Annotated in this window: 21 protein-coding genes; 15 read left to right on the top strand and 6 right to left on the bottom strand. The window is 70.0% G+C overall.

Annotated features, from left to right (window positions below; translation table 11 throughout):
- Nucleotides 1-92: 92 nt before the first annotated feature.
- Nucleotides 93-1,007, bottom strand: coding sequence for a LysR family transcriptional regulator (locus DIE21_RS29940; RefSeq protein WP_124501059.1), 915 nt, complete (start codon nucleotides 1,005-1,007; stop codon nucleotides 93-95).
- Between the two features lie 124 nt (nucleotides 1,008-1,131).
- On the opposite strand from DIE21_RS29940, the gene DIE21_RS29935 reads away from it, so the two are divergent.
- The 8 genes from DIE21_RS29935 to DIE21_RS29900 all read left to right on the top strand — a co-directional run bounded on the left by DIE21_RS29935 (nucleotide 1,132) and on the right by DIE21_RS29900 (nucleotide 8,136).
- Entirely contained in the window at nucleotides 1,132-2,373 is a 1,242-nt protein-coding gene (locus DIE21_RS29935; protein WP_124501058.1) for a YbfB/YjiJ family MFS transporter, read from the top strand.
- Between the two features lie 122 nt (nucleotides 2,374-2,495).
- Nucleotides 2,496-3,032: an NUDIX domain-containing protein gene (locus tag DIE21_RS29930; RefSeq protein ID WP_124501057.1), complete on the top strand. Its 537-nt coding sequence runs from the start codon at nucleotides 2,496-2,498 to the stop codon at nucleotides 3,030-3,032.
- A gap of 139 nt (nucleotides 3,033-3,171) precedes the next feature.
- Complete coding sequence (locus DIE21_RS29925; protein ID WP_124501076.1) at nucleotides 3,172-3,609, top strand: thioesterase family protein; 438 nt, start codon at nucleotides 3,172-3,174, stop codon at nucleotides 3,607-3,609.
- Between the two features lie 13 nt (nucleotides 3,610-3,622).
- A complete protein-coding gene (locus DIE21_RS29920) occupies nucleotides 3,623-4,561 on the top strand; it encodes a branched-chain amino acid ABC transporter permease (protein ID WP_124501056.1) in 939 nt (312 codons plus the stop codon).
- The gene (locus DIE21_RS29915; RefSeq protein WP_124501055.1) at nucleotides 4,554-5,780 is read left to right on the top strand and encodes a branched-chain amino acid ABC transporter permease; all 1,227 of its coding nucleotides are present in this window, start codon (nucleotides 4,554-4,556) and stop codon (nucleotides 5,778-5,780) included. Before DIE21_RS29920 ends, DIE21_RS29915 begins: the two co-directional genes overlap by 8 nt.
- Complete coding sequence (locus tag DIE21_RS29910; RefSeq protein ID WP_124501054.1) at nucleotides 5,777-6,526, top strand: ABC transporter ATP-binding protein; 750 nt, start codon at nucleotides 5,777-5,779, stop codon at nucleotides 6,524-6,526. The genes DIE21_RS29915 and DIE21_RS29910 overlap by 4 nt, the downstream gene beginning before the upstream one ends.
- Entirely contained in the window at nucleotides 6,523-7,227 is a 705-nt protein-coding gene (locus DIE21_RS29905; RefSeq protein WP_124501053.1) for an ABC transporter ATP-binding protein, read from the top strand. The genes DIE21_RS29910 and DIE21_RS29905 overlap by 4 nt, the downstream gene beginning before the upstream one ends.
- A 162-nt stretch (nucleotides 7,228-7,389) precedes the next feature.
- Nucleotides 7,390-8,136 (top strand): glucose 1-dehydrogenase, encoded by a 747-nt coding sequence (locus DIE21_RS29900; RefSeq protein WP_124501052.1) that lies wholly within the window; start codon nucleotides 7,390-7,392, stop codon nucleotides 8,134-8,136.
- Between the two features lie 22 nt (nucleotides 8,137-8,158).
- On the opposite strand, the gene DIE21_RS29895 is transcribed toward DIE21_RS29900, so the two are convergent.
- From DIE21_RS29895 to iolC, 5 genes are all read right to left on the bottom strand, one after another.
- Entirely contained in the window at nucleotides 8,159-8,653 is a 495-nt protein-coding gene (locus DIE21_RS29895; RefSeq protein WP_124501051.1) for a heme-degrading domain-containing protein, read from the bottom strand.
- 86 nt (nucleotides 8,654-8,739) lie between these two features.
- Nucleotides 8,740-9,558: a 5-deoxy-glucuronate isomerase gene (gene iolB / locus DIE21_RS29890; protein ID WP_124501050.1), complete on the bottom strand. Its 819-nt coding sequence runs from the start codon at nucleotides 9,556-9,558 to the stop codon at nucleotides 8,740-8,742.
- Between the two features lie 43 nt (nucleotides 9,559-9,601).
- Nucleotides 9,602-10,531, bottom strand: coding sequence for a myo-inosose-2 dehydratase (gene iolE / locus DIE21_RS29885; RefSeq protein WP_124501049.1), 930 nt, complete (start codon nucleotides 10,529-10,531; stop codon nucleotides 9,602-9,604).
- 55 nt (nucleotides 10,532-10,586) lie between these two features.
- Complete coding sequence (iolD, locus tag DIE21_RS29880) at nucleotides 10,587-12,470, bottom strand: 3D-(3,5/4)-trihydroxycyclohexane-1,2-dione acylhydrolase (decyclizing) (RefSeq protein ID WP_124501048.1); 1,884 nt, start codon at nucleotides 12,468-12,470, stop codon at nucleotides 10,587-10,589.
- Nucleotides 12,471-12,516: 46 nt separating this feature from the next.
- Complete coding sequence (gene iolC / locus DIE21_RS29875) at nucleotides 12,517-14,475, bottom strand: bifunctional 5-dehydro-2-deoxygluconokinase/5-dehydro-2-deoxyphosphogluconate aldolase (protein WP_124501047.1); 1,959 nt, start codon at nucleotides 14,473-14,475, stop codon at nucleotides 12,517-12,519.
- A gap of 306 nt (nucleotides 14,476-14,781) precedes the next feature.
- Between iolC and DIE21_RS29870 the strand changes: the two genes are divergently transcribed.
- From DIE21_RS29870 to DIE21_RS29840, 7 genes are all read left to right on the top strand, one after another.
- Entirely contained in the window at nucleotides 14,782-15,708 is a 927-nt protein-coding gene (locus tag DIE21_RS29870) for a sugar ABC transporter substrate-binding protein (protein WP_124501046.1), read from the top strand.
- 68 nt (nucleotides 15,709-15,776) lie between these two features.
- The gene (locus DIE21_RS29865; protein ID WP_124501045.1) at nucleotides 15,777-17,351 is read left to right on the top strand and encodes a sugar ABC transporter ATP-binding protein; all 1,575 of its coding nucleotides are present in this window, start codon (nucleotides 15,777-15,779) and stop codon (nucleotides 17,349-17,351) included.
- A 27-nt stretch (nucleotides 17,352-17,378) separates the two neighbouring features.
- Nucleotides 17,379-18,404 carry an ABC transporter permease gene (locus tag DIE21_RS29860; protein ID WP_124501075.1) on the top strand — a complete coding sequence of 342 codons (1,026 nt, stop codon included), beginning with the start codon at nucleotides 17,379-17,381 and terminating at the stop codon, nucleotides 18,402-18,404.
- A gap of 37 nt (nucleotides 18,405-18,441) precedes the next feature.
- Nucleotides 18,442-19,353, top strand: coding sequence for a sugar phosphate isomerase/epimerase family protein (locus DIE21_RS29855; RefSeq protein WP_124501044.1), 912 nt, complete (start codon nucleotides 18,442-18,444; stop codon nucleotides 19,351-19,353).
- 59 nt (nucleotides 19,354-19,412) lie between these two features.
- On the top strand, nucleotides 19,413-20,426 hold the full coding sequence (locus tag DIE21_RS29850) for a Gfo/Idh/MocA family protein (protein ID WP_124501043.1): 1,014 nt from the start codon (nucleotides 19,413-19,415) through the stop codon (nucleotides 20,424-20,426).
- Nucleotides 20,427-20,485: 59 nt separating this feature from the next.
- Nucleotides 20,486-21,412 (top strand): TIM barrel protein, encoded by a 927-nt coding sequence (locus DIE21_RS29845; protein ID WP_124501042.1) that lies wholly within the window; start codon nucleotides 20,486-20,488, stop codon nucleotides 21,410-21,412.
- Nucleotides 21,413-21,467: 55 nt separating this feature from the next.
- Nucleotides 21,468-22,640 carry a Gfo/Idh/MocA family protein gene (locus DIE21_RS29840; protein ID WP_124501041.1) on the top strand — a complete coding sequence of 391 codons (1,173 nt, stop codon included), beginning with the start codon at nucleotides 21,468-21,470 and terminating at the stop codon, nucleotides 22,638-22,640.
- The last annotated feature ends 99 nt before the right edge of the window (nucleotides 22,641-22,739 follow it).

The raw sequence follows: 22,739 nt of genomic DNA, 5'->3' as shown, positions 1-22,739 counted from the left end.
AAAACGACCCGATCGGCAAGTGTGCCGGTCGGGTCGTTTTGTTTTTTGCCGGTGCGCCGAATGCACGCGCACCGGCCGCCTGCGCCGCCGGTTCAGGCCGGCATCGCCACCGGCGACCTGGCCGCATCGCCCGGCGGCCGCCCGGCGTCGCCCAACGCCTCGCGCAGCGCGGCGAGCGCCGCCGACGCGTAACCCTGCCGCCACGCGAGCACCGTGTCGATCCCTTCGAGTTCGGCGATCGTGTGGGCCGTGACGTTGCCGGTCTCGGGCTGCAGGTCGAGCACCGAGCGCGGCGCGACCGCGACGCCCGCGCCGGCCGCGACGCATGCGACGATCGCGTGATACGAACCGAGTTCGAGCACGCGTGCGGGTTTCATTCCGTGCGCCGCATACCATTGCTCGACGTACTTCCGGTACGTGCAGCCGCGCTCGAACGCGATCAGCGTCGGCAGGATCACGTCGCGCGGCGTGCGCACCGGCGGATGGCCGCGCGGCGTCAGCAGCACCAGGTCCTCGCGGTAGATCGGCACCGTCTCGAACGTGTCGGGCAGCGTGTCCGGCGCGGGCGGACGCGCGAACAGCGCCGCGTCGATCTCGAAGTCGCGCACCTTGTCGATCAGCCAGCCGGTCGTGCCCGTCACGAGCTCCAGCGACACGTCGGGCCACGCATGGTGATAGCGCGCGAGCACGGTCGGCAGCCGGCTCGCGGCCGTGCTTTCCATCGTGCCGAGCCGCAGGCGCCCGCGCGGCGTGTCCTCGCGCACCGCGTCGCGTGCCTCGTCGGCGAGCGCGAGCAGCCGCTCCGCGTACGGCAGCAGCGTCTGCCCGGCCGGCGTCAGCACGAGCCGGCGGCCATCGCGCACGAACAGCGCCGCGCCGAGTTCCTCCTCGAGCTGCTTGATGCGCGTCGTCACGTTCGACTGCACGCGATGGAGCTTCGCCGCCGCGCGCGTCACGCCGTTCTCGCGCACGACGGCCCGGAAAATCGCCAGCGCCGCCAGGTCCATGATTCTCTCCGGGAGATATGTGGATTCTCGATTATTCATTTTTCGAGAATGTTTGGTCAAGCTACGATACAGGCATTCCGATTTCCGTTCCGGCCGGCGCGCAGCGCGCGCGGCCCATGCCGCCATGTCTCGTTTCGATGCTCCGGGTGCCGCCGCCGCGCACCTGTCCGATGACGCCGACCGCCGCGCCCGCGCGGCCGCGCTCGCCTGCATGATCGGGCTCGCGGTCGCGCTCGGCGTCGGCCGCTTCGCGTTCACGCCGCTGCTGCCGCTGATGCTCGCCGACGGCTCGATCGGCCTGAAGGCCGGCAGCTGGCTTGCGTCGGCGAACTACGCAGGCTATTTCGTCGGCGCGGTCAGCTGCGCGGCGGTGCGCATCGCGCCCGCGCGGATGGTGCGATTCGGGCTTGTCGCCACCGTGTTGCTGACCGCCGCGATGGGCGTCGGCCACCTGCTGCCCGTGTGGCTCGTGGTGCGCTTCGTCGCGGGTGTCGTCAGTGCATGGACCTTCGTGTTCGTGTCGCAATGGGGGCTGCGGCGGCTCGCCGAGCTGCACGCGCCCGAGTGGAGCGGGGTGATCTACGCGGGGCCGGGCGTCGGCATCGTGCTGACGGGGCTGATCGGCAGCGCGCTGGCCGGCCATCGCGCGGCGCCGGGGTGGATCGGCTTCGCGGTGTTGTCGGCGGTGTTGTCGGTCGCGATCTGGCGCACGTTCGGTATGGCGCCGGCGCCCGCAGTTGCGTCGCCGGCCGCGCCCGCCCGGCATGCGGCGACAGCCGCGGCGGCATCGCACGATGCGCGGCGCCATCGGGCCGATGCCGCGTGGCTCGTCGTGCTGTACGGGATGCCGGGCTTCGGCTACATCATCACCGCGACGTTCCTGCCGGTGATCGCGCGCGCCGCGCTGCCGGCCGGCTCGCCGTGGCCGGACCTGTTCTGGCCGATGTTCGGCGCGGCGCTGATCGTCGGCGCTGTCGCCGCCGCGCGGCTGCCCGGCCACTGGGACAACCGGCTGCTGCTCGCCGCCGGCTGCGCGACGCAGGCGCTCGGGATCGCGGCGGGCATCGTGTGGCCGGACGCGGCCGGCTTCTCGGTCGGCAGCGCGCTGCTCGGCCTGCCGTTCACCGCGATCACGCTGTTCGCGATGCGCGAGGCGCGGCGCCTGCACGGCGAACGCGCGGCCGGGCTGATGGGCTATGCGACGGCGTCATACGGGGTCGGGCAGATTCTCGGCCCGCTCGTCGCGGCGCCGCTGACCGCGCGTTTCGGGTCGTTCTCGCCGGCCCTGTGGGTCGCGGCGGGCGCCTTGCTCGCCGGTGCCGCCGGTTTTGCGGCGACCGCCGCACGCGGGCGCGCACAACCCTGAGGGCATCGGGGCCGGATCGTCTGCGGCGCGGGCAAACTCGCTAGAATGAAGCCTTTCCCGCGCCGAGCGGGCGCGCGCAGCAGCCTGGGGGCCGCCGCCGGGCGTCTGCCAGATTCCCATCGATGACCACCGCCGACTACCGTTTCTGCCCGCGCTGCGCGCGCCCGCTGACCGATCGGGCCGATCCCGAACACGAGGGCGGCCGCGTGCGCCAGGCCTGCCCGGACGATGCGTGCGGCTACGTGCACTGGAACAACCCGCTGCCGGTGGTGGCCGCGATCGTCGAGCTGGACGGCAAGATCCTGCTCGCGCGCAACGCGGCCTGGCCGGAAGGGATGTTCGCGTTGATCACCGGCTTCCTCGAGAACGGCGAGACGCCCGAGGACGGCATCGCGCGCGAGGTGTTCGAGGAAACCGCGCTGAAGGCCGAGCAGGTGACGCTCGTCGGCGTCTACGAATTCATCCGCAAGAACGAGCTGATCATCGCGTACCACGTGCGCGCGTCGGGCACCGTCGCGCTGTCGCCGGAGCTGCTCGAATACCGGCTCGTCGAGCCGCCGCGGCTGCGCCCGTGGCGCGCCGGCACGGGCGTCGCGCTCGCCGACTGGATGCGTGCGCGCGGCCTCGATTTCGAGTTCGTCGACCGGCCGGGGCAGTGACGGGCCGGCCTGCCCGCAGGGTTTCAGCCGCTGCGCCGCGCGCGATCGCGGCGCGGCGCTCCGCCCGTTGCCGGCGCGCCGTATCATGCGGCCGTCGCGTGTGTTCCTCGTCGCTTCCTTCGTCCTGACCGCCATCGCCATGTCCGACAAGCCGCAGCCGCGTCCGCGCGACGCCTATCGCCACTTCCTGCCGATCACGACCCGCTGGATGGACAACGACGTCTACGGGCACGTGAACAACGTCGTCTATTACAGCTACTTCGACACCGTCGTGAACGCGTACCTGATCCGCGCGGGCGTGCTCGACGTCGAGCACGGGCAGACGATCGGGCTCGTGGTCGAGACGCAGTGCAACTACTTCGCGCCGCTCGTGTTTCCGCAGTCGGTCGACGCGGGGCTGCGCGTCGCGAAGCTCGGCACGTCGAGCGTGCGCTACGAGATCGGGCTGTTCGCGGCAGGGGCGTCCGCGCCCGCCGCGCAGGGGCATTTCGTGCACGTGTACGTCGATCGCGGCACGCGCCGCCCGGTCGCGCTGCCGGACGTGCTGCGCGCGGCGCTCGAACCGCTCGCCGGCTGACGGGCGCGCGGCGGTGCACGCGTTCGCGCTCCAGGCGTTCAACGGCCTCAGCTACGGGTTGCTGCTGTTCATGCTGTCGGCCGGCCTGACGCTGATCTTCAGCGTGCAGGGCGTGCTCAACTTCGCGCATGCGAGCTTCTACATGCTCGGCGCGTACGTCGGCTACAGCATCGCGGCGCGCGCGGGCTTCTGGCCCGCGCTCGTGCTCGCGCCGCTCGCGCTCGGGCTGCTCGGCGCCGGCTGCGAGCGCTGGCTGCTGCGCCGCGTGCAGGCGCGCGGCGGTCACACGAGCGAACTGCTGCTGACCTTCGGCCTCGCCTATCTGATCGGCGAAGGCGCGAAACTGCTGTGGGGCCTCGCACCGCTGCCGGCCCCGGTGCCGCCGCTGTTCGATGGGGCGCCCGTGGCCGTGTTCGGCCTCGCGCTGCCGCGCTACCGGCTCTTCATGATGGCGATGTCCGCCGCGATGCTGGTCGCGCTCGGCACGCTGCTGCGCGCGTCGCGCATCGGGCTCGTCGTGCGCGCCGCGCTCACGCACCGCGCGGCCGTCGAGGCGCTCGGCTACGACGTGCCGCGCGTGATGACGGGCCTGTTCGGCGCGGGCACCGCACTCGCGGCGCTGGCCGGCGTGATCGGCGCGCCGCTCGCGGTGATCGAGCCGGCGCTGGCCGAGACCGTCGGGTCCGTGGTGTTCGCGGTCGTCGTGATCGGCGGGCTCGGTTCGCTCGGCGGCGCGTTCGTCGCGTCGCTCGCGGTCGGCTTCGCGCAGACCTTCGCGGCGTCCAGCGATACGTCGCTGCGCGATCTCGCGCACCGGGCCGGCGTCGCGCTGCCCGACAGCGTCGCTGCCGTGTCGATCGCGCAGCTCGCACCGCTGGTCCCGTACCTGCTGCTCGTCGCGGTGCTGGTCGCCCGCCCGCGCGGGCTGTTCGGCGAGCGTGCCGATGCGTAGCCGCGCGCCGGCCGGCGCGTTGCGCTGGGTGCTGTTCGCCGCGTGCGTCGCGCTGCCTGCGTGGCTGTGGCCGCAGGGCGCGGTGCTCGGCTATCTCGCGCAGACGGCCGCGCTCGTCGTGCTCGCGCTGTCGTACAACCTGCAGCTCGGCACGACGGGGCTGCTGTCGTTCGGCCATGCGGCCTTCGCGGGCCTCGGCGCGTTCGCCGCGGCGCACTGGTTCAATCATGTCGGCGGCCCGCTGCCGCTGTTGCCGCTCGCCGGCGGCGTGGCCGGCGCGGGCCTCGGGTTCATGGCCGGGCTGCTCGCGACACGCCGCGCGGGCACCGTGTTCGCGATGATCACGCTCGGTCTCGGCGAATGCGTCGCGGCGGCCGCGTGGAGCGTGCCCGCGTGGTTCGGCGGTCTCGGCGGCGTGCCGATCGACCGCGCGCGCGGCACGCCATGGGGCGGCTGGCAGTTCGGCGCGCCGGCGCAGGCTTACGCGGTGATCGCCGCATGGTGCATCGTGTCGGCGCTGGCGATGCACGCGCTGACGCGCACGCCGCTCGCGCGGCTCGCGAACGCGGTGCGCGACAACCCCGCGCGCGTCGCCGCGCTCGGCACCGAGCCGCGCCGCGTGCGGCTCGCGATGGTCACCTGCGCGTCGTTCTTCGCGGGCATCGCGGGCACGCTGACGCTGATCGACGTCGAGATCGCGACGCCCGACAGCGTGTCGATGGCGCGTTCGGCGACCGTGCTGATCGCCGCGGTGATCGGCGGCACCGGCACGTTCTTCGGGCCGGCGGCCGGTGCGGTGGTGCTGACCGCGCTGAGCGTGGTCGTCGCGGGCGTGTCGCGTGCGTGGGCGCTGTATCTCGGCGTGCTGTTCGTCGCGGTCGTCGTCGCCGCGCCGCGCGGGATCGCCGGCATCGCGCAGACGCTTGCGCATGCGTTGCGCCGCGACGCGCCGGCTGCCGAGCGCTGGCGCATGCTGTGCGGCGTCGGCGCATGCGTGTTCTGGGGCGTCGCGATCGTCTGCGCGGCCGAGCTCGGCTATGCGTGGCGCTTCGCGCAGGACGACGGCGCCGGCCTCGCGTTCGGCGCGTGGGGCATCGACGCCGATGCGCCGGCCGGCTGGGCCGTCGCCTGCTCGGCGGCCGGCATCGGCACGCTGCTGTGGGGCTGGCGCGCGCGGCTGATGAACCACCGGCACGGCAAGCGGGAGGACGGGCGATGAACGGCAACGCGATCGCGCTCCACGGGATCGTGCAGCGCTTCGGCGCGCAAAACGTGCTCGACGGTATCGAGCTGAGCGTCCCGGCCGGCGAGCGTCACGCGCTGATCGGGCCGAACGGCGCGGGCAAGTCGACGCTGTTCGGCGTGATTGCCGGCGCGACGCGGCCGACGCGCGGGCGCGTCGTGCTGCACGGCGTCGAGCTGCGCGGGCGCGGGCCGGTCGTCGCGAGCCGGCTCGGCATCGGCCGCAGTTTCCAGCAGACGAGCGCGTTCGCGCGGCTCTCCGTGTTCGACAACCTTCGCTGCGCGGCGCTGCACGCGCCGGCCGAGCGGCGGCGCTGGTGGAACCGGCTGCGCGAATCGGCGCCGGTCGATCGCGCGGCCGCGCGCGTGCTGCACGACATCGGCCTCGATGCGCGGCGCGACACGCCGGCCGGCGAGCTCGGCTATGCGGAGCAGCGCGCGCTCGATCTCGGCATCGCGCTCGCGAGCGGCGCGCGCACGCTGCTGCTCGACGAACCGACGGCCGGCATGAGCCGCGACCAGGCGGCGCGGATGATCGCGCTGATCCGCGCGACGACGCAGGGCCGCACGGTGCTGATGATCGAGCACGACATGGATGCGGTGTTCGGCTTCGCCGAGCGCATCACGGTGCTCGTGCGCGGCGCCGTGGTCGCGACCGGGGCGCCCGACGCGATCCGCGCGGACCCGGCCGTGCGCGCGGCCTATCTCGGCGAGGGGGCATGAGCGCGCTGCTCGACATTCGCGGCCTGCGCGCGTGGTACGGGATGCAGCCCGTGCTCGACGGTGTCGATCTCGCGCTCGCGGCGGGCGAGACGCTCGCGCTGCTCGGCCGCAACGGCTCGGGCCGCTCGACGCTCGCGAAGGCCGTGATGGGGCTCGTGCGCACCGCGGGCTCGGTGCGCATCGCCGGCGCCGAATGCGCGGGCGCACGCACGTTCGAGATCGCGCGGCGCGGCGTGGCTTACGTCGCCGAAAGCCGCGACGTGTTTCCGCTGCTGAGCGTGCGCGACAACCTGCGGCTCGGGCTGCGCGGCGCGCGCGGCGCGGCCGAGCGCACGGCGCTCGACCGGCTGCTCGCGCGCTTTCCGCTGCTGGCCGCGCGGGCCGACGTGAAGGCCGGCCGGCTGTCGGGCGGCGAGCAGCAGGTGCTCGCGCTGGTGCGCGCGCTGGCCGGCCGCCCGCGCGTGCTGATCGTCGACGAGCCGGCCGAAGGGCTCGCGCCGCTCGCGGTCGACGAAGTCGGCGCCTGCCTGGCCGCGCTGCAGGCCGACGGCGTCGCGATCCTGCTGATCGAGCAGCGGCTGCAGCTTGCGCCGCGGCTCGCGCGGCGCGTCGCGGTGATGGGGCGCGGTCGGATCGTCCACGACGGCGCGCTTGAAGGGCTCGGCGCCGACGTCGTCAGCGCATGGCTGAGTGCCGGCTGATCGCACGCCCGCCGATTGTTCGGCAAACCCCGCCAGTCAATTCGTGTCGAGCCGCTTTATCGCCGTCGCGCGAACCGCCAAGATTGCCATCAAGGCCGGTGCGACGCGACAGGCGCGACCGGTACCCATCCATCGAAGGTCTTCCGACCGAGGAATGAAATCATGAGCAAGCTGGCAGGCAAGGTGGCAATCGTCACGGGCGGTTCCAAGGGGATCGGCGCCGCGATCGCGAAGGCGCTGGCCGTCGAAGGCGCGTCGGTCGTCGTCAACTATGCGAGCAGCAAGGCAGGCGCCGACGCCGTCGTGAGCGCGATCGTCGAGGCGGGCGGCCGCGCGGTCGCGGTCGGCGGCGACGTGTCGAAGGCAGCGGATGCGCAACGCATCGTCGACACCGCGATCGAGACCTATGGCCGTCTCGACGTGCTGGTCAACAATTCCGGCGTGTACGAATTCGCGCCGATCGAGGCGATCACCGAGGAGCACTATCGCCGGCAGTTCGATACGAACGTGTTCGGCGTGCTGCTGACGACGCAGGCGGCCGTCAAGCATCTCGGCGAAGGCGCGAGCATCATTAACATCAGCTCGGTGGTGACGAGCATCACGCCACCCGCGAGCGCGGTGTACAGCGGCACCAAGGGCGCCGTCGACGCGATCACCGGCGTGCTCGCGCTCGAACTCGGCCCGCGCAAGATTCGCGTGAACGCGATCAACCCGGGGATGGTCGTGACCGAAGGCACGCACAGCGCGGGCATCATCGGTTCGGATCTCGACCGGCAGGTGCGCAGCGAGACGCCGCTCGGCCGCCTCGGCGAGCCGGACGACATCGCGTCGGTCGCCGTGTTCCTCGCATCCGACGATGCACGCTGGCTGACCGGCGAGCGCCTCGTCGCGAGCGGCGGGCTGCACTGACCGAGCGAGTCGGCGCGCGCCGCTACGCGATCATCGCGAGCGCGCTCGCGCCCACATGCCAGCGCAGGCTCTCGACGACGAGCGCGTGATCGCGTTCGTCGTCGAGCCCCGCGATCGTCATCGCGCCGACGATTGCACCGCCGGCAAGCCGCAACGGCACGCCGCCGCCGTCGAGCGCATAGTCGGCGTCCGACAAGCCCTGCGACTGCAACGACCAGCCGGCGCGGCGAAAGCGCGCGCCGACCTCGAGCGAACTGACGCCGAACCGGAACACCGTGTTCTGCCGGCGGCGGATCGCGTCGCTGTCGTCCGCGCGGCTGCCGTCGAGCGCGCAATAGAACAGCGGCGCGGCTTCACCGACGATGCCGACCGCGATCGGCAGCCCGCGGCGCGACGCGAGATTGACCGCGATGTCGCCGAGCCGGCGCGCGACGTCGGCATCGAAGTGCGGCAGCATCGGGGCCGACGCGGTGTCGCCGAAGGGCGTGGGTGCAAAGCGCGGGAAGGGGATCGCCATGGCAGCTCCGGGTCGTCGCAAGTCCGGCTCGGGCGCGCGCGTGCCGCGTCGCGCGCCGGCCGTCGATCGTTCAGCGCATCAACGTGTCAGCGCTTGGGCGCCGCGTCGAGCATCCACTCGTGCGCGGGATCGTTCCTGAACGCCCAGGCGCGGCTTGGCCCGGCCATCACGTTCAGGTAGTACAGGTTGTAGCCGTGCGGCGCGACCACCGGGTGATAGCCGCGCGGCACCATCACGACGTCGTGGTTCTCGACCGCGCACGCTTCGTCGAGACTGCGATCGTCTGTATACACGCGCTGGAACGCGAAGCCCTGCGGCGGATCGATCCGGTGGTAATAGGTTTCCTCGAGCGACGTTTCGTCGGGCGCCGCGTCGCGATCGTGCTTGTGCGGCGGATAGCTGCTCGAATGGCTCGCGGGCGTGATGACTTCGACGACCAGCAGCCGGTCCGCGGCCGGGTTGTCGCCCATCAGGATGTCGCACACGTAGCGCGTGTTGGTGCCTTGCCCGCGCACCGCGCGGCGCATCCGTTCGCCGTCGAGGCGCTGCACGTGCTTGTCGCCGCTCGCGTAGGGCGCGGTGCACAGCGCGACTTCCGCGTCGCGCGTCGCGACCAGCGTGACGGTCTTGCCGCCGGGCACGTACAGCGCGTCCGGCGACACCTCCTCGAACACGCTGTCGCGCTTGCCGAGCGCATCGTAGGTTTCGCCGTCGACTTGCGCGCGCAGCGTGCCCGTGAGCACGACGACGCACAGTTCGCGCGCGCCCGTGTCGAGCGTTTCGGTGTCGCCGGCCTTCAGGCGCAGCGCGCGAAAGCCGACGTGTTTCCAGCCGGCCGACTCGGGCGTCACGTTGCAGATCTCGCGGTCGGCCGATGCCTTGACCAGCAGGGGAGAAATCGTCATGGAGTGGGGCTCCGCAATGGGGTGACAGCGGGGGTGACAGGGCTCACGCGCTCAACCGGTCGACGATCGCGCGCAGCGACTCGTAGCCCTTCTTCGCATACTGATAGCTCGGCGCGACGGCCGGATCCTGCTCGGCCTCGACGACGAGCCAGCCTTCGTAGCCGGCGTCCTTCAGCGTGCGCAGCGTCGCTTCGTAATCGAGCGCACCGTCGCCCGGCACGGTGAAGGTGCCGTTGATCACGCCGTTCAGGAAGCTCCAGCCGCCGTTGCGCGCCTGCGTGACGACCTGCGGGCGCACGTCCTTGCAGTGCACGTGCACGACGCGCGCCACATGCTTCCTCAGCAGTGCGACCGGATCGGCCGCGCCGCCGAAATACGCGTGGCCCGTGTCGAACAGCAGGAACACCTTCGCGGGATCGGTCAGCGCCATCAGCCGGTCGACGTCGTCCGGCGATTCGACGTACGCGCCCATGTGGTGATGGTAGGCGAGCTTGATCCCGTAGGTCTCGAGCAGGTGCGCGCCGAACGCGTCGAGGCGTGCCGCGTAGCGCCGCCAGGATTCATCGTCGACGAAGCGCGGCCGCTTCGCGACCGGCGTGTCGATGCTGCCCTGGATCGTGCCCGCGCATTCGCCGTACACCACGACCTTGACGTCGTTGACCTGCAGCTTCGTCATGTGCGCGCGGCAGCGCTCGATTTCGGCGGCGACCGCGTCGGCATCGCTCATGCCCGGCTCGACTTCCGCGAGGAAACCCGAATACCAGCCCGACACGCACACGAGCCCGAACTCGGCGAGCTTCGCCTTCAGTTCGGGGCCCGTCTTCGGGAACTTGTTGCCGAGCTCGAAGCCCGCATAGCCGATCTCGGCGCCTTCCTTCAGCGCCGTCTCGAGCGGCGTCTCGCCGCCGAGCGACGGCAGGTCGTCGTTCATCCACGACAGGGGATTGATACCGATGCGAACGTTCCAGCTCATGACGTGTTTCCTTGGTTCGAATGTTGTACTCGCGGGGGCGGGGCGGGGAAACGACTCAGCGCCGCTGCCGGGTTTTCTCGTCGAGATACGCCTGGTGCGCGCGTTCGACACCGGCGCGCGCGGATACCTGCGGCACCGCGACTTCCCACCACGCGCCGCCGTCCGCGGTCGTGCGTTCGTGCGTCGTGTCGATCACGAGCACCTGGCTCGTCTTCGCCGCGCGCGCACGCTTCATTTCGCTGCGCAACTCGCTCACGTCGCGCACGTGCACGGCTTCGGCGCCCATCGCGCGCGCATGCATCGCGAAGTCGATCGTCGAGCGCTCGCCGCCTTCCGGCACGCAGTCGTCGAGCATGTTGTTGAAGCTCGCGCCGCCGCAATTGAGCTGCAGCCGCTCGATGCAGCCGTAGCCGCGGTTGTCGAGGATCACGACGATGATCTTGCGGCCGAGCATCACGGACGTCGCGAGCTCCGCGTTGAGCATCATGTACGAGCCGTCGCCGACGATCACGATCACTTCGCGCTCGGGCCGCGCGAGCTTCGCGCCGAGGCCGCCCGCGACCTCGTAGCCCATGCACGAGTACGCATAGTCCATGTGATAGTTGCCCGGCACGCCGCTGCGCCACAGCTTGTGCAGCTCGGCGGGCAGCGTGCCGGCCGCGCACACGACGAGATCGTCGTGCGCGCTGTCGCGCCCCGCATCCGCCGCCGAGTCGCGCACCGCACCGATCACTTCCGCGTCGTACGGCAGCGTGTCCTTCGGGATGCGCGTGGTCAGCTCGGTCACGCGCGCATTCCACGCGGCGGCGTGGTCGCGGTTCGCGGCGGTCCACGCCGCATCCGCTTGCCAGCCCGCGAGCGCGGCCGACAACTGGCCGAGGCCCGTGCGCGCATCGGCGATCAGTTGCCGGCCGCGTTTCTTGCCCGCGTCGAACGGCTGCACGTTCAGGCTCAGCAGCGTCGCATTGCCGAACAGCGCATGCGAGCCGGTCGTGAAGTCCTGCAGGCGCGTGCCGACCGCGAACACCACGTCGGCCTGCGCGGCCGCGCGATTCGCGGCGGGCGAGCCCGTCACGCCGATCGAGCCGAGGTTCAGCGGGTGGTCCCACGCGAGGCTGCCCTTGCCGGCCTGCGATTCGGCGACCGGCACGCCGTGCGTGTCGGCGAACGCGCGCAGCGCGTCCCACGCCTGGCTGTACAGCACGCCGCCGCCGGCGACGATCAGCGGTTTTTTGGCGGCCTTCAGCACGTCGAGTGCATCCGCGAGTTCGAGCGCGTCGGCCGGCGGCCGGCGCATCCGGATCACCGGCGGCGCGAAGAAATCCTCGGGCCAGTCGTACGCGAAGGTCTGCACGTCCTGCGGCAGCGCGAGGCACACGGGGCCGCACTGTGCTGGATCGGTCATCACCTGGATCGCGCGCGGCAGCGCGACGAGCAGCTGCTCGGGCGACGTGATCCGGTCGAAGTAGCGCGTCACCGGCCGGAAGCAGTCGTTCGCGCTGACGTCGCCCTGTTCGAAATCCTCGACCTGCTGCAGCACCGGGTCGGGCAGCCTCGATACGAACACGTCGCCGGGCAACAGCAACAACGGCAGCCGGCCGACGTGCGCGAGCGCGGCGGAGGTCAGCATGTTGGTCGCGCCGGGGCCGATGCTCGACGTCGCGGCCATCATCCGCTGGCGGAAATTCGCTTTCGCGAACGCGACGGCCGCATTGGCCATCCCTTGCTCGTTGTGCGCGCGCAGCGTCGGCAGCCGGTCTCGTTCGGCGTGCAGCGCCTCGCCGAGCCCGGCCACGTTGCCGTGGCCGAAGATCGCGAACACGCCGCCGCAGTACGGCAGGATCTCGGTGCGGCCGTCCGGCTGGACGACTTCGGCGCGCAGGGCGGCCAGGTAGCGCACGAGCGCCTGGCTGACGGTCAGTCTCACGGTGGTGGTCATCGTCTGTCGATCATGAAGAGTCGGGTGGTCATCACAGGCGCGGGCATCAGGCCGCGGCGGCGGCGCGCGCGGCGGCACGGCGGCCGAGCCATGCGTCGACCAGCTGCGCGAAATTGCCGGCGACTTCGTCGATCAGCGCCTGGTCGTCGATCCGGCCGGCGAGCCAGTTCAGCGACGCGTCGGCCCACAGCGTGCGCCCGACCATGAAGCCCTTGACGATCGGGTTGGTCGCCGAGCGGAAGCTGTCGACCAGGTACTGCAACGGCTGGTTCAGCCCGAGGATCACCGCGCCGCGGCAATGACGATCGCGCTCGGCCACGAGCGTCTCGAGCCGCGCCCAGCCGTCGGCGCTCATCGGCGCGAGCTTCCACCATTCGGGCATCACGCCGAGGTTGTAGAAGCGCGCGACCGTGCGCAGCACCGCGTCGTCCTCGGTGCCGGCCGGCGTGACCGCGCGCGGCGGAATGATTTCCAGCAGCAGCTCGTTGCCGCTCTCGCGCGTGGCTTCCCACAGCTCCAGCACGCGCTGCTCCTGCGCGACGCGCAGGTCGACGTCGTCGTCGGGGTGGTAGTGGACCAGGCACTTCACGACCTGTTCGGTCGGCCAGTGCGTGAGCGACGAGCCGACCGAGCGCGTGTCGTCGAAGCACAGCGGCCGCGAGCCGGGCAGCTCGACCGGGCGGCCGACCCACCAGCCGCGGCCGGTGGCCGACGCGAGCGCGTCGCTGCCGTACGCGCCGCCGTCGATCAGCACGCCGACATGGCCTTCGATCCGGCGATCGCGCTCGACCTGTTCGGCCGCGCGCACGAGCAGGCGCTTCAGCGTCTTGATCCGCGCTTCATCCGCGCCGGCCTGCACCGCGAGTTCGTAGAACTGGCTGCGATGGTCGAACGCCATCACGCACAGGTCGTCCCATTCGCGGCGCGGCACCGTCACGCGATGCAGGTGGGCGAGCGTGCGATCGGCGTCCACCTGCGGGTTGCGGCTGCCGCCGAACCAGTGCGCGAGTTCGGCCGGCGTCGGCATCGCGGCCGAACACGCGTGGCGCGACACGACGATCGCGCCGCACGCATTCGCGATGCGTGTCGCTTCCGCCCAATCGCGCCCGCGCAGCAGCCCGGACAGCAGGCCCGACAGGAACGCGTCGCCCGCGCCGAGCACGTTCAGCACGTCGACGCGTTCGCCGTGGAAGGTCGGCGCATCGTCGATGCGCGCGGGGATGTCGCCCTCGATCACGCAGCAGCCGAGCGCGCCGCGCTTGACCACCAGCACCGCGCCGCTCGCGCGGCGCACGGCCTGCAGCGACGCGATCAGGTCGTGCGGCACGCCGCCCGCGATCAGGAACTCCTCCTCGGTGCCGACCAGCAGGTCGAATTCGCCGAGCACCTGCTGCAGCTGCCGCGTGACGTGCGCGTCCGGCACGTAGCGGTTCTCGCCCGCGCCGCGCGCGGTGAGCCCCCACAGCACCGGCCGGTAGTCGATGTCGAGGACGCGCACGACGCCGTGGCGGCGCGCGTAGCCGAGCGCGGTAAGCGATGCTTCGCGGGTGGCCGGCGTCGAGAGATGGGTGCCGGTGATCGCGAGCGCGCGGCAGCCGGCGATGAAGTCCTCGCGGATCTCGTCGGCGCGCACGGCCATGTCCGCGCAGTTCTCGCGCACGAACAGGAGCGGGAACGTGTCGCGATCCTTCAATCCGAGCAACACCAGCGCGGTGAGCCGCTCCGGATCGGTTTGCAGCTGGCTCGTGTCGCAGCCTTCGCGCTCGAGCGTCTCGCGCACGAAGCGGCCCATCTGCTCGTCGCCGACGCGCGAGATCATCGCGGTCTTCAGCCCGAGCCGGGCGACGCCGAACGCGACGTTGCCCGACGAGCCGCCGAGATACATCTGGAAGGTGCGCGCGTCCTCCAGGCGGCTGCCGTACTGTTGCGCGTAAAGGTCCACGGCGACGCGGCCGAGGCAGGCGAGATCGATGGGGCGGTCAGTCGGAAAGTTCAACGGGCTCATATCACGTATCACGCTCGCGGCCGGCGTTCGACCCTGCCGGCGGATTGGGGGACCGATCCTGCGACGAGGGTTCGTCGCGTCTGCGGCACGACACGAGAGCGCCTGCCGCAAGGAATCGGGCTACGGAACGGAGTCTAGACTTTTTGGAAATCCAGTTCCCTAGGTGAAATCACGTAGAAATAAATTTCCAAATTTTCGAGGAAGTGATCTACAGTTTCATCCGGATGCTTCAGTCCGTATCGGACTCGGCCCGGCGGCGCGCAACGCGCCGTTTTCCGCCCCCGGAGATGAGGAGACAAAGTGATCATGAAGACCAAGCTGATGGCCGCCGCGGCCGCCGCGATCCTGGCCATGCCGCTCGCGCATGCCGAGAAGATCGGCGTGACGATGGCATCGTTCGACGACACGTTCCTGACGATCCTGCGCAACAGTATCGGCGAAGCGGCGAAGAAGGACGGCGCGACCGTGCAGATCGAGGATGGCGGCAACGACGTCGGCAAGCAGTTGAGCCAGGTCCAGAACATGATCGCGCAGAAGGTCGACGCGATCATCGTGAATGCGGTCGACACCGACGCGACGCCGAAGATCACGAAGATGGTGACCGCCGCGAAGATCCCGCTCGTGTACGTGAACCGCAAGCCGGTCGATTTCGACAAGCTGCCGGCAGGCGTCGCGGTCGTCGCGTCCGACGAGAAGCAGTCGGGCACGCTGCAGGCGCGCCAGGTGTGCAAGCTGCTCGGCGGCAAGGGCGACATCCTCGTGCTGATGGGCGAGCTGTCCAACGAGTCGGCGCGCGCGCGCACCAAGGACATCGAGGACGTGATCGCGACCAAGGACTGTGCCGGCATGAAGATCGTCGACAAGCGCGAAGGCAAGTGGAGCCGCACGCAGGGCCAGGACATCACGATGAACTGGCTGAGCTCCGGGACGAAGTTCGACGCGATCGTGTCGAACAACGACGAAATGGCGATCGGCGCGATCAACGCGCTGAAGGCCGCGCGCAAGCTGACGCCGAAGACGGTCGTCGCCGGCATCGACGCGACGCCGGACGGGCTCGCGGCGATGAAGAGCGGCGACCTGAAGGTGTCCGTGTACCAGAACGCGGCCGGGCAGGGCGCGCAGGCGGTTGCGGCCGCGCTCAAGCTGGCGAAGAAGCAGCCCGTCGACCGCTTCGTGAACGTGCCGTTCGAGCTCGTCACGCCGGAGAACATGAACCAGTACGCGAAGCACTGACCGGTTTTTCCGCTGAATTGCGCGGGCCCGGCGTGTCCGGGTTCGCGTGTGACTTTCGAGGAACGTCCATGTTTACAGCCAGGATGGCGCGCTCGATGGCCAGCGAAAGCGCGCCGGCCGCCTCGTCCGCCGCACCGGGTTCGTCCGGTGCGCCCATGGCCGATTGCGTGCTCGAGGTGCGCGGCGTCGGCAAGTCGTTTCCCGGCGTCGTCGCGCTCGACGGCGTGCAGTTCCGCGTGCGCCGCGGCACCGTGCATGCGCTGATGGGCGAGAACGGCGCCGGCAAGTCGACGCTGATGAAGATCATCGCCGGCGTCTATACGCCCGACCAGGGCGAGATCCTGATCAACGGCGAGCCCGTCGTGCTGAACGGCCCGCTCGACGCGCTCGATCGCGGCATCGCGATGATCCACCAGGAACTCAACCTGATGCCGTACATGACGGTCGCGGAGAACATCTGGATCCGCCGCGAACCGAAGAACCGCTTCGGCCTGATCGATCACGCCGAGCTGCGCCGCCGCACCGCCGCGCTGTTCGAGCGGCTGTCGATCGACATCGATCCGGAAGCCGACGTGCGCACGCTGACGGTCGCGAGCCGCCAGATGGTCGAGATCGCGAAGGCCGTGTCGTTCGACTCCGACGTGCTGATCATGGACGAGCCGACCTCCGCGCTGACCGAGAAGGAGGTCACGCACCTGTTCCGGATCATTCGCCAGCTGCGCGAGCAGGGCAAGGGCATCGTCTACATCACGCACAAGATGAACGAGCTGTTCGAGATCGCCGACGAGTTCTCGGTGTTTCGCGACGGCAAGTACATCGGCACGCACGCGTCGACCGACGTCACGCGCGACGACATCATCCGGATGATGGTCGGCCGCGAGATCACGCAGATGTTCCCGAAGGAGGCGGTGCCGATCGGCGACGTCGTGCTGGCCGTGAAGAACCTCGGCGTCGACGGCGTGTTCCGCGACGTCAGCTTCGAGCTGCGCGCGGGCGAGATCCTCGGCGTCGCGGGCCTCGTCGGCTCGGGGCGCTCGAACGTCGCGGAGGCGCTGTTCGGCGTCGTGCCGGCCACCTCGGGCGAGATCCTGATCGACGGCAAGCCGGTGCGCATTGCCACGCCCGCGCAGGCGATGAAGCACGGGATGGCGTTCCTCACCGAGGACCGCAAGGACACCGGCTGCTTCCTGAGTCTCGACCTGCTCGCGAACATGGAAGCGGCCGTGCTCAGCAACCGCTACGTGAAGTTCAACTTCGTGCGGCAGGCGCAGCTCAGGCGCGACTGCGAGGAAATGAGCCGGATGCTGCGCGTGAAGGCGCCCGGGCTGCACGAGGAAATCCAGAACCTGTCGGGCGGCAACCAGCAGAAGGTGCTGATCGGCCGCTGGCTGCTGACGCAGCCGCGCATCCTGATCCTCGACGAGCCGACGCGCGGGATCGACGTCGGCGCGAAGGCCGAGATCCACCGGCTCGTCAGCGCGCTCGCGGGCAAGGGCGTCGCGGTGCTGATGATCTCGTCGGAGATGCCGGAAGTGCTGGGAATGAGCGATCGCGTGATGGTGATGCACGAAGGGCGCATGACCGGCATCGTCGATCGCAAGGACGCCGACCAGGTCCGCATCATGGATCTCGCGTCGCGCTGAGCCGAAACAAGAGTGGAGACAACTGAAATGGGCAACCTGAATCCGGTCGCGGACGCGCAGTCCCTGACGATCAAGACGCGGCACGCGAAGTGGCCGCCCGAACTGAGCATCTTCCTGGTGCTGGTGGGCATCAGCCTGTTCTTCGAGGTGATCGGCTGGCTCGTCGTCGGCCAGAGCTTCCTGTTCAACGTGGAGCGGCTCGAGATCATCGTGCTGCAGATGGCCGTGATCGGCATCATCGCGGTCGGCGTGAACCTCGTGATCATCACCAGCGGGATCGACCTGTCGTCGGGCTCGGTCGTCGCCGCGGCGGCCGTCGTGTCGGCCAGCCTCGCGCAGGTGTCCGATTTTCCGCGTGCGGTGTTCCCGCACCTGACCGACCTGCCGATCATCTGGCCGGTGCTGGCCGGCGTGTGCGTGGGGCTGCTGGTCGGCCTCCTGAACGGCTCGCTGATCGCGCTGACGGGCATCCCGCCGTTCATCGCGACGCTCGGCACGATGGTCGCCGCGCGCGGCTTCGCGAAGTGGTTCACGAACGGGATGCCGGTGTCGATGCTGACCGATCAGTTCGCGGCGATCGGCGCCGGTGCGAACCCGGTGATCATCTTCGTCGTGGTGGCCGCGATCTTCCACGTCGTGCTGCGCTACACGCGTTTCGGCAAGTACACGTATGCGATCGGCGCGAACCGCCACGCGGCCGTCGTGTCGGGCATCAACGTGACGCGCCACCTGGTGTTCGTGTATGCGATCGCGGGCCTCCTGAGCGGGATCGCCGGCACCGTGACGGCCGCGCGTGCGATCTCCGGCCAGTCGGGCATGGGCGTGATGTACGAGCTCGACGCGATCGCGGCGGTCGTGATCGGCGGCACGTCGCTGAATGGCGGCCTCGGCCGCGTGACGGGCACCGTGATCGGCGTGCTGATCCTCGGCGTGATGACGTCGGGCTTCACGTTCATCCGGATCGACGCGTATTACCAGGAGATGGTCAAGGGCGCGATTATCGTCGCGGCCGTGATCGCCGACCAGTACCGCAACAAGAAGTCGCGCCGCTGAGCGGCCGCGACCGATTTCCAGATTGCCCGGGAAGAAGATGAAGATCGCTCTGGATCCCTACATGATTCGCCACGTGCCGCTCGACCGTCTGCCGCACGCGGTCGCCGAGCTCGGTTACGACCAGATCGAGCTGTCGCCGCGCAGCGACTTTCTCGACTGGTGGGTGATGCCGCGCGCGACGCGCGAGCGCATGGCCGCGTTCCGGCACGCGCTGCGTGCAAGCGGCGTGGGCCTCGCGTCGCTGCAGCCGATGTACCGCTGGGCCAGTCCGTTCGAGGACGAGCGGCAATGGGCGGTGCGCTGCTGGAAGAAGGCGATCGAGGTCGCGCTCGAGATGGAGTGCACGCTGATGGTGTCCGAGTTCGGGCGCGGCGCGTCGCCGGAGCGCTCGGTCGGCGAGCGGCCGGGCGCGAACCCGAAGGAGCCGTGCGAAGCCGCATGGTTTCGTTCGATGGACGAGTTGCTGCCGATCCTCGAGCGCGAGCGCATCGTGCTGTCGGTCGAGCCGCATCCGGAGGACTGGATCGAGCAGCTGCAGCCGGCGATCGACATCGTCACCAATATCGGCTCGCCGTCGCTGAAGCTGTCGTACATCGCGCCGCACACGTTCTACTACGGCGACGACATGGCCGCGATGATCGCGCGGGCCGCGCCGATTCTCGCGCACGTGCGCGTGGCCGACACCTTCGACCACCGCAAGAGCAGCCAGCTGCGCTACATCGTGAACCCGCCCGGCTCGAACCAGGTCCGCGTGCACCAGCATCTCGACATCGGGCAGGGCGAGATCGACTGGGACCTGTTTTTCCGCGCGCTCGGCGAGGCCGGCTTCGACGGCGTGATGTCGTCGTGCGTGTTCGCGTGGGAGGACCGCGCGGAAGCGTCGTCGCGCTACATGCGCGACACGATCGAGCGCTACGTCGAGCGCCATTTCGAGCGCGCGGCGCGCTGACGGATTGCTGACCGGTGCGGCGAATGCCGCGCCGCAAATGAACGACTGGAGACTTTTAGATGACCTTGAAAATCGGCGTGATCGGCTGCGGCGCGATCGGCCAGGACCATATTCGCAGATTGACCCGCACGCTGTCCGGCGCGCGCGTGGTGGCCGTCAACGACATCGATCCGCAGCAGGCGCGCGACGCGGTGACGAAGTACGGGCTCGACGCGGAAATCTACGGCGACGGCCACGAAGTGGTCGCGGCCGCCGACGTGCAGGCCGTGCTCGTCACGTCGTGGGGGCCGACGCACGAAGCGTTCGTGCTCGACGCGATCGCGCACGGCAAGCCGGTGTTCTGCGAGAAACCGCTCGCGGTGACGGCCGAAGGCTGCATGCGCATCGTCGAGGCCGAGGTCGCGCATGGCCGCCGACTCGTGCAGGTCGGCTTCATGCGGCCGTACGACGAAGGCTATCGTGCGCTCAAGCGCGTGATCGACAGCGGCGAAATCGGCGCGCCGCTGATGCTGCATTGCGCGCACCGCAACCAGTCCGTCGGCGAGCGTTACACCACCGACATGGCGATCACCGACACGCTGATCCACGAGCTCGACGTGCTGCGCTGGCTGCTCGGCGAGGACTACGCGAGCGCGCAGGTCGTCTATCCGAAGAAGACGCGCCACGCGAGCGCGCATCTCGCCGATCCGCAGATCGTGCTGCTCGAAACCGCGAGCGGCGTGCGCATCGATGTCGAGATCTTCGTCAACTGCCAGTACGGCTATGACATCCAGTGCGAGGTGGTCGGCGAGAACGGCATCGCGAAGCTGCCCGATCCGCCGGCGGTCGGGCTCAAGCACGCGGCGCGGCAATCGGTCGAGATCATGACCGACTGGAAGGAGCGCTTCATCGCGTCGTACGACGTCGAGCTGCAGGCATTCGTCGACGGCGTGCGGCAGGGCGCGCTGACCGGCCCGTCCGCGTGGGACGGCTACGCGGCGGCGGTCGCGGCCGACGCATGCGTGCGCGCGCAAAAGAGCGGGGCGGTCGAGCCGATCGCGATGGCCGAACGCCCGGCGTTCTATCGCGGCTGACCCGTGGCCGCGTCGCCACGCACGCGGCTGCGCGCCGCTTTCCTGCCGGACTGACCGACATGACGATGAAGATTGGCTGCGCGCCCTGCTGCTGGGGCGTCGACGACGTGAACAACCCGCACCTGCCGCCGTGGCGGCAGGTGCTCGCCGAGGCCGCGCAGGCCGGCTACTCGGGCATCGAGCTCGGGCCCTACGGCTATATCCCGCTCGACCTCGATGTGGTGAGCGCCGAACTCGACCGGCAGCGCCTGAGCATCACCGCCGGCACGATCTTCGACGACCTGGTGGCGCCGGAGAACCTGCCGAACCTGCTGCGCCAGACGCGCGAGATCTGCGCGCTGATCACGCGGCTGCCGAAGCTGCCGACCCAGCACGGTCAGCGCTACGCGGCGCCGTACCTGGTCGTGATGGACTGGGGACACGAGGAGCGCGACTACGCGGCCGGCCACGCCGAGCGCGCGCCGCGCCTGTCCGCCGAACGCTGGGCGCGGATGGTCGACCATATCCGCCAGATCGCGACCATCGCGCGTGACGAATTCGGCGTGCGCGCGGTGATCCATCCGCATGCGGGCGGCTACATCGAGTTCGCGGACGAGATCGACCGGATCGTCGCCGACATCGCGGCCGACACGGCGGGCCTGTGTCTCGACACCGGCCACCTGTACTACTCGGGGATGGATCCCGAAACGTGGCTGCGCCGCCATGCGGCGCGGCTCGACTACGTGCATTTCAAGGACATCGATGCGGCCGTGTACGGCGCGGTGATGGGCGAGCACATCGCGTTCTTCGCGGCCTGCGCGCGCGGCGTGATGTGCCCGATCGGCAACGGCGTGCTCGATTACCGCGCGATTCGCCGCGCGCTCGACGACATCGGCTATGCCGGCTATATCACGATCGAACAGGAGCGCGATCCGCGCAATGCCGGCACGAGCCTGCGCGACGTCGCGGCGAGCCGCGCGTTTCTCGCGTCGGCCGGGTTCGCATGAACGATCGACTATCTGAACCTCTGAACACCTGAATACGGACAGGAACACGACAATCATGATCGACGGACAGATTCTGCTGGGACATTCGATTCCCTGGGGCATGGTCGGCGGCGGGCTCGGCAGCCAGATCGGCTACAGCCACCGGTCGGCCGCATCGCGCGACGGCAGCTTCCGGCTGGTCGCCGGCGCGTTCGACATCGATGCCGAGCGCGGCAGGCAGTTCGGCGTGAAGCTCGGCGTCGACGCCGAGCGCTGCTATCCCGATTACCGGACGATGTTCGAGGCCGAGGCCGGCCGCGCCGACGGCATCCGCGCGGTGTCGATCGCGACACCGAACAACACGCACTTCGAGATCTGCCGCGCGGCGCTGAACGCGGGGCTGCACGTGGTTTGCGAGAAGCCGCTGTGCTTCACGACCGAGGAGGCCGAGGCGCTGCAGCGGCTGTCGGTCGAGAAGAACCGCGTCGTGGGCGTCGCGTACGGCTATTCAGGCCACCAGATGATCGAGCAGGCGCGCGAGATGATCGCGCGCGGCGATCTCGGCGAGATCCGCATCGTGCAGATGCAGTTCGCGCACGGCTTCCACAGCGAGGGCGTCGAGGCCGCGAGCGCGGCCGCGCGCTGGCGCGTCGATCCGAAGTTCGCGGGGCCGAGCTACGTGCTCGGCGACATCGGCACGCACCCGCTGTACATCTCGGAAGTGATGGTGCCCGAGCTGAAGATCCGCCGGCTGATGTGCTCGCGGCAGAGCTTCGTGAAGAGCCGCGCGCCGCTGGAAGACAACGCGTTCACGATCATGGAATACGACACGGGCGCGGTCGGCTACGTGTGGTCGAGCGCGGTGAACGCAGGCTCGATGCACGGGCAGAAGGTGCGCGTGATCGGCTCGAAGGCGAGCGTCGAATGGTGGGACGAGCATCCGAACCAGTTGCGCTACGAGGTGCAGGGGCAGCCCGCGCAGGTGCTCGATCGCGGAATGGGGTACCTGCATCCGCACGCATTGCGCGAGGACCGCATCGGCGCCGGGCATCCGGAAGGGCTGTTCGAAGCGTGGTCGAACCTGTATGCGCGCTTCGCGCTCGCGATGGACGCGGCCGATCGCGGCGACGCCGAAGCATTGAAGAACATCCGCTTTCCGGACGTTCGTGCGGGCGTCGAAGGCGTGCGGTGGGTCGAGAACTGCGTGCGGTCCGCCGATGCGGGCGGCGTGTGGGTCGACTATCGTTGAGCCATGGAGGGCCGCTGCGCGGCATCGGCCGGAGGCTGCCGGGGTCGGTAAACGCCCTAATCTTTACGGCACGGCGAGAGCGTTGGAAAATCGTTTCCA

This window comes from Burkholderia sp. Bp9140 (assembly GCF_003853425.1).
Taxonomy (GTDB): domain Bacteria; phylum Pseudomonadota; class Gammaproteobacteria; order Burkholderiales; family Burkholderiaceae; genus Burkholderia.
The sequence above is the reverse complement of the archived record's forward strand: the minus strand, read 5'-3'. Positions and strand labels throughout refer to the sequence as shown.

Coding starts and splice junctions, on each gene's coding strand:
- DIE21_RS29940 (WP_124501059.1), bottom strand. CDS start 1,007: ATGGACCTGGCGGCGCTGGCGATTTTCCGGGCCGTCGTGCGCGAGAAC.
- DIE21_RS29935 (WP_124501058.1), top strand. CDS start 1,132: ATGTCTCGTTTCGATGCTCCGGGTGCCGCCGCCGCGCACCTGTCCGAT.
- DIE21_RS29930 (WP_124501057.1), top strand. CDS start 2,496: ATGACCACCGCCGACTACCGTTTCTGCCCGCGCTGCGCGCGCCCGCTG.
- DIE21_RS29925 (WP_124501076.1), top strand. CDS start 3,172: ATGTCCGACAAGCCGCAGCCGCGTCCGCGCGACGCCTATCGCCACTTC.
- DIE21_RS29915 (WP_124501055.1), top strand. CDS start 4,554: ATGCGTAGCCGCGCGCCGGCCGGCGCGTTGCGCTGGGTGCTGTTCGCC.
- DIE21_RS29910 (WP_124501054.1), top strand. CDS start 5,777: ATGAACGGCAACGCGATCGCGCTCCACGGGATCGTGCAGCGCTTCGGC.
- DIE21_RS29905 (WP_124501053.1), top strand. CDS start 6,523: ATGAGCGCGCTGCTCGACATTCGCGGCCTGCGCGCGTGGTACGGGATG.
- DIE21_RS29900 (WP_124501052.1), top strand. CDS start 7,390: ATGAGCAAGCTGGCAGGCAAGGTGGCAATCGTCACGGGCGGTTCCAAG.
- DIE21_RS29895 (WP_124501051.1), bottom strand. CDS start 8,653: ATGGCGATCCCCTTCCCGCGCTTTGCACCCACGCCCTTCGGCGACACC.
- iolB (WP_124501050.1), bottom strand. CDS start 9,558: ATGACGATTTCTCCCCTGCTGGTCAAGGCATCGGCCGACCGCGAGATC.
- iolE (WP_124501049.1), bottom strand. CDS start 10,531: ATGAGCTGGAACGTTCGCATCGGTATCAATCCCCTGTCGTGGATGAAC.
- iolD (WP_124501048.1), bottom strand. CDS start 12,470: ATGACCACCACCGTGAGACTGACCGTCAGCCAGGCGCTCGTGCGCTAC.
- iolC (WP_124501047.1), bottom strand. CDS start 14,475: ATGAGCCCGTTGAACTTTCCGACTGACCGCCCCATCGATCTCGCCTGC.
- DIE21_RS29870 (WP_124501046.1), top strand. CDS start 14,782: ATGAAGACCAAGCTGATGGCCGCCGCGGCCGCCGCGATCCTGGCCATG.
- DIE21_RS29865 (WP_124501045.1), top strand. CDS start 15,777: ATGTTTACAGCCAGGATGGCGCGCTCGATGGCCAGCGAAAGCGCGCCG.
- DIE21_RS29860 (WP_124501075.1), top strand. CDS start 17,379: ATGGGCAACCTGAATCCGGTCGCGGACGCGCAGTCCCTGACGATCAAG.
- DIE21_RS29855 (WP_124501044.1), top strand. CDS start 18,442: ATGAAGATCGCTCTGGATCCCTACATGATTCGCCACGTGCCGCTCGAC.
- DIE21_RS29850 (WP_124501043.1), top strand. CDS start 19,413: ATGACCTTGAAAATCGGCGTGATCGGCTGCGGCGCGATCGGCCAGGAC.
- DIE21_RS29845 (WP_124501042.1), top strand. CDS start 20,486: ATGACGATGAAGATTGGCTGCGCGCCCTGCTGCTGGGGCGTCGACGAC.
- DIE21_RS29840 (WP_124501041.1), top strand. CDS start 21,468: ATGATCGACGGACAGATTCTGCTGGGACATTCGATTCCCTGGGGCATG.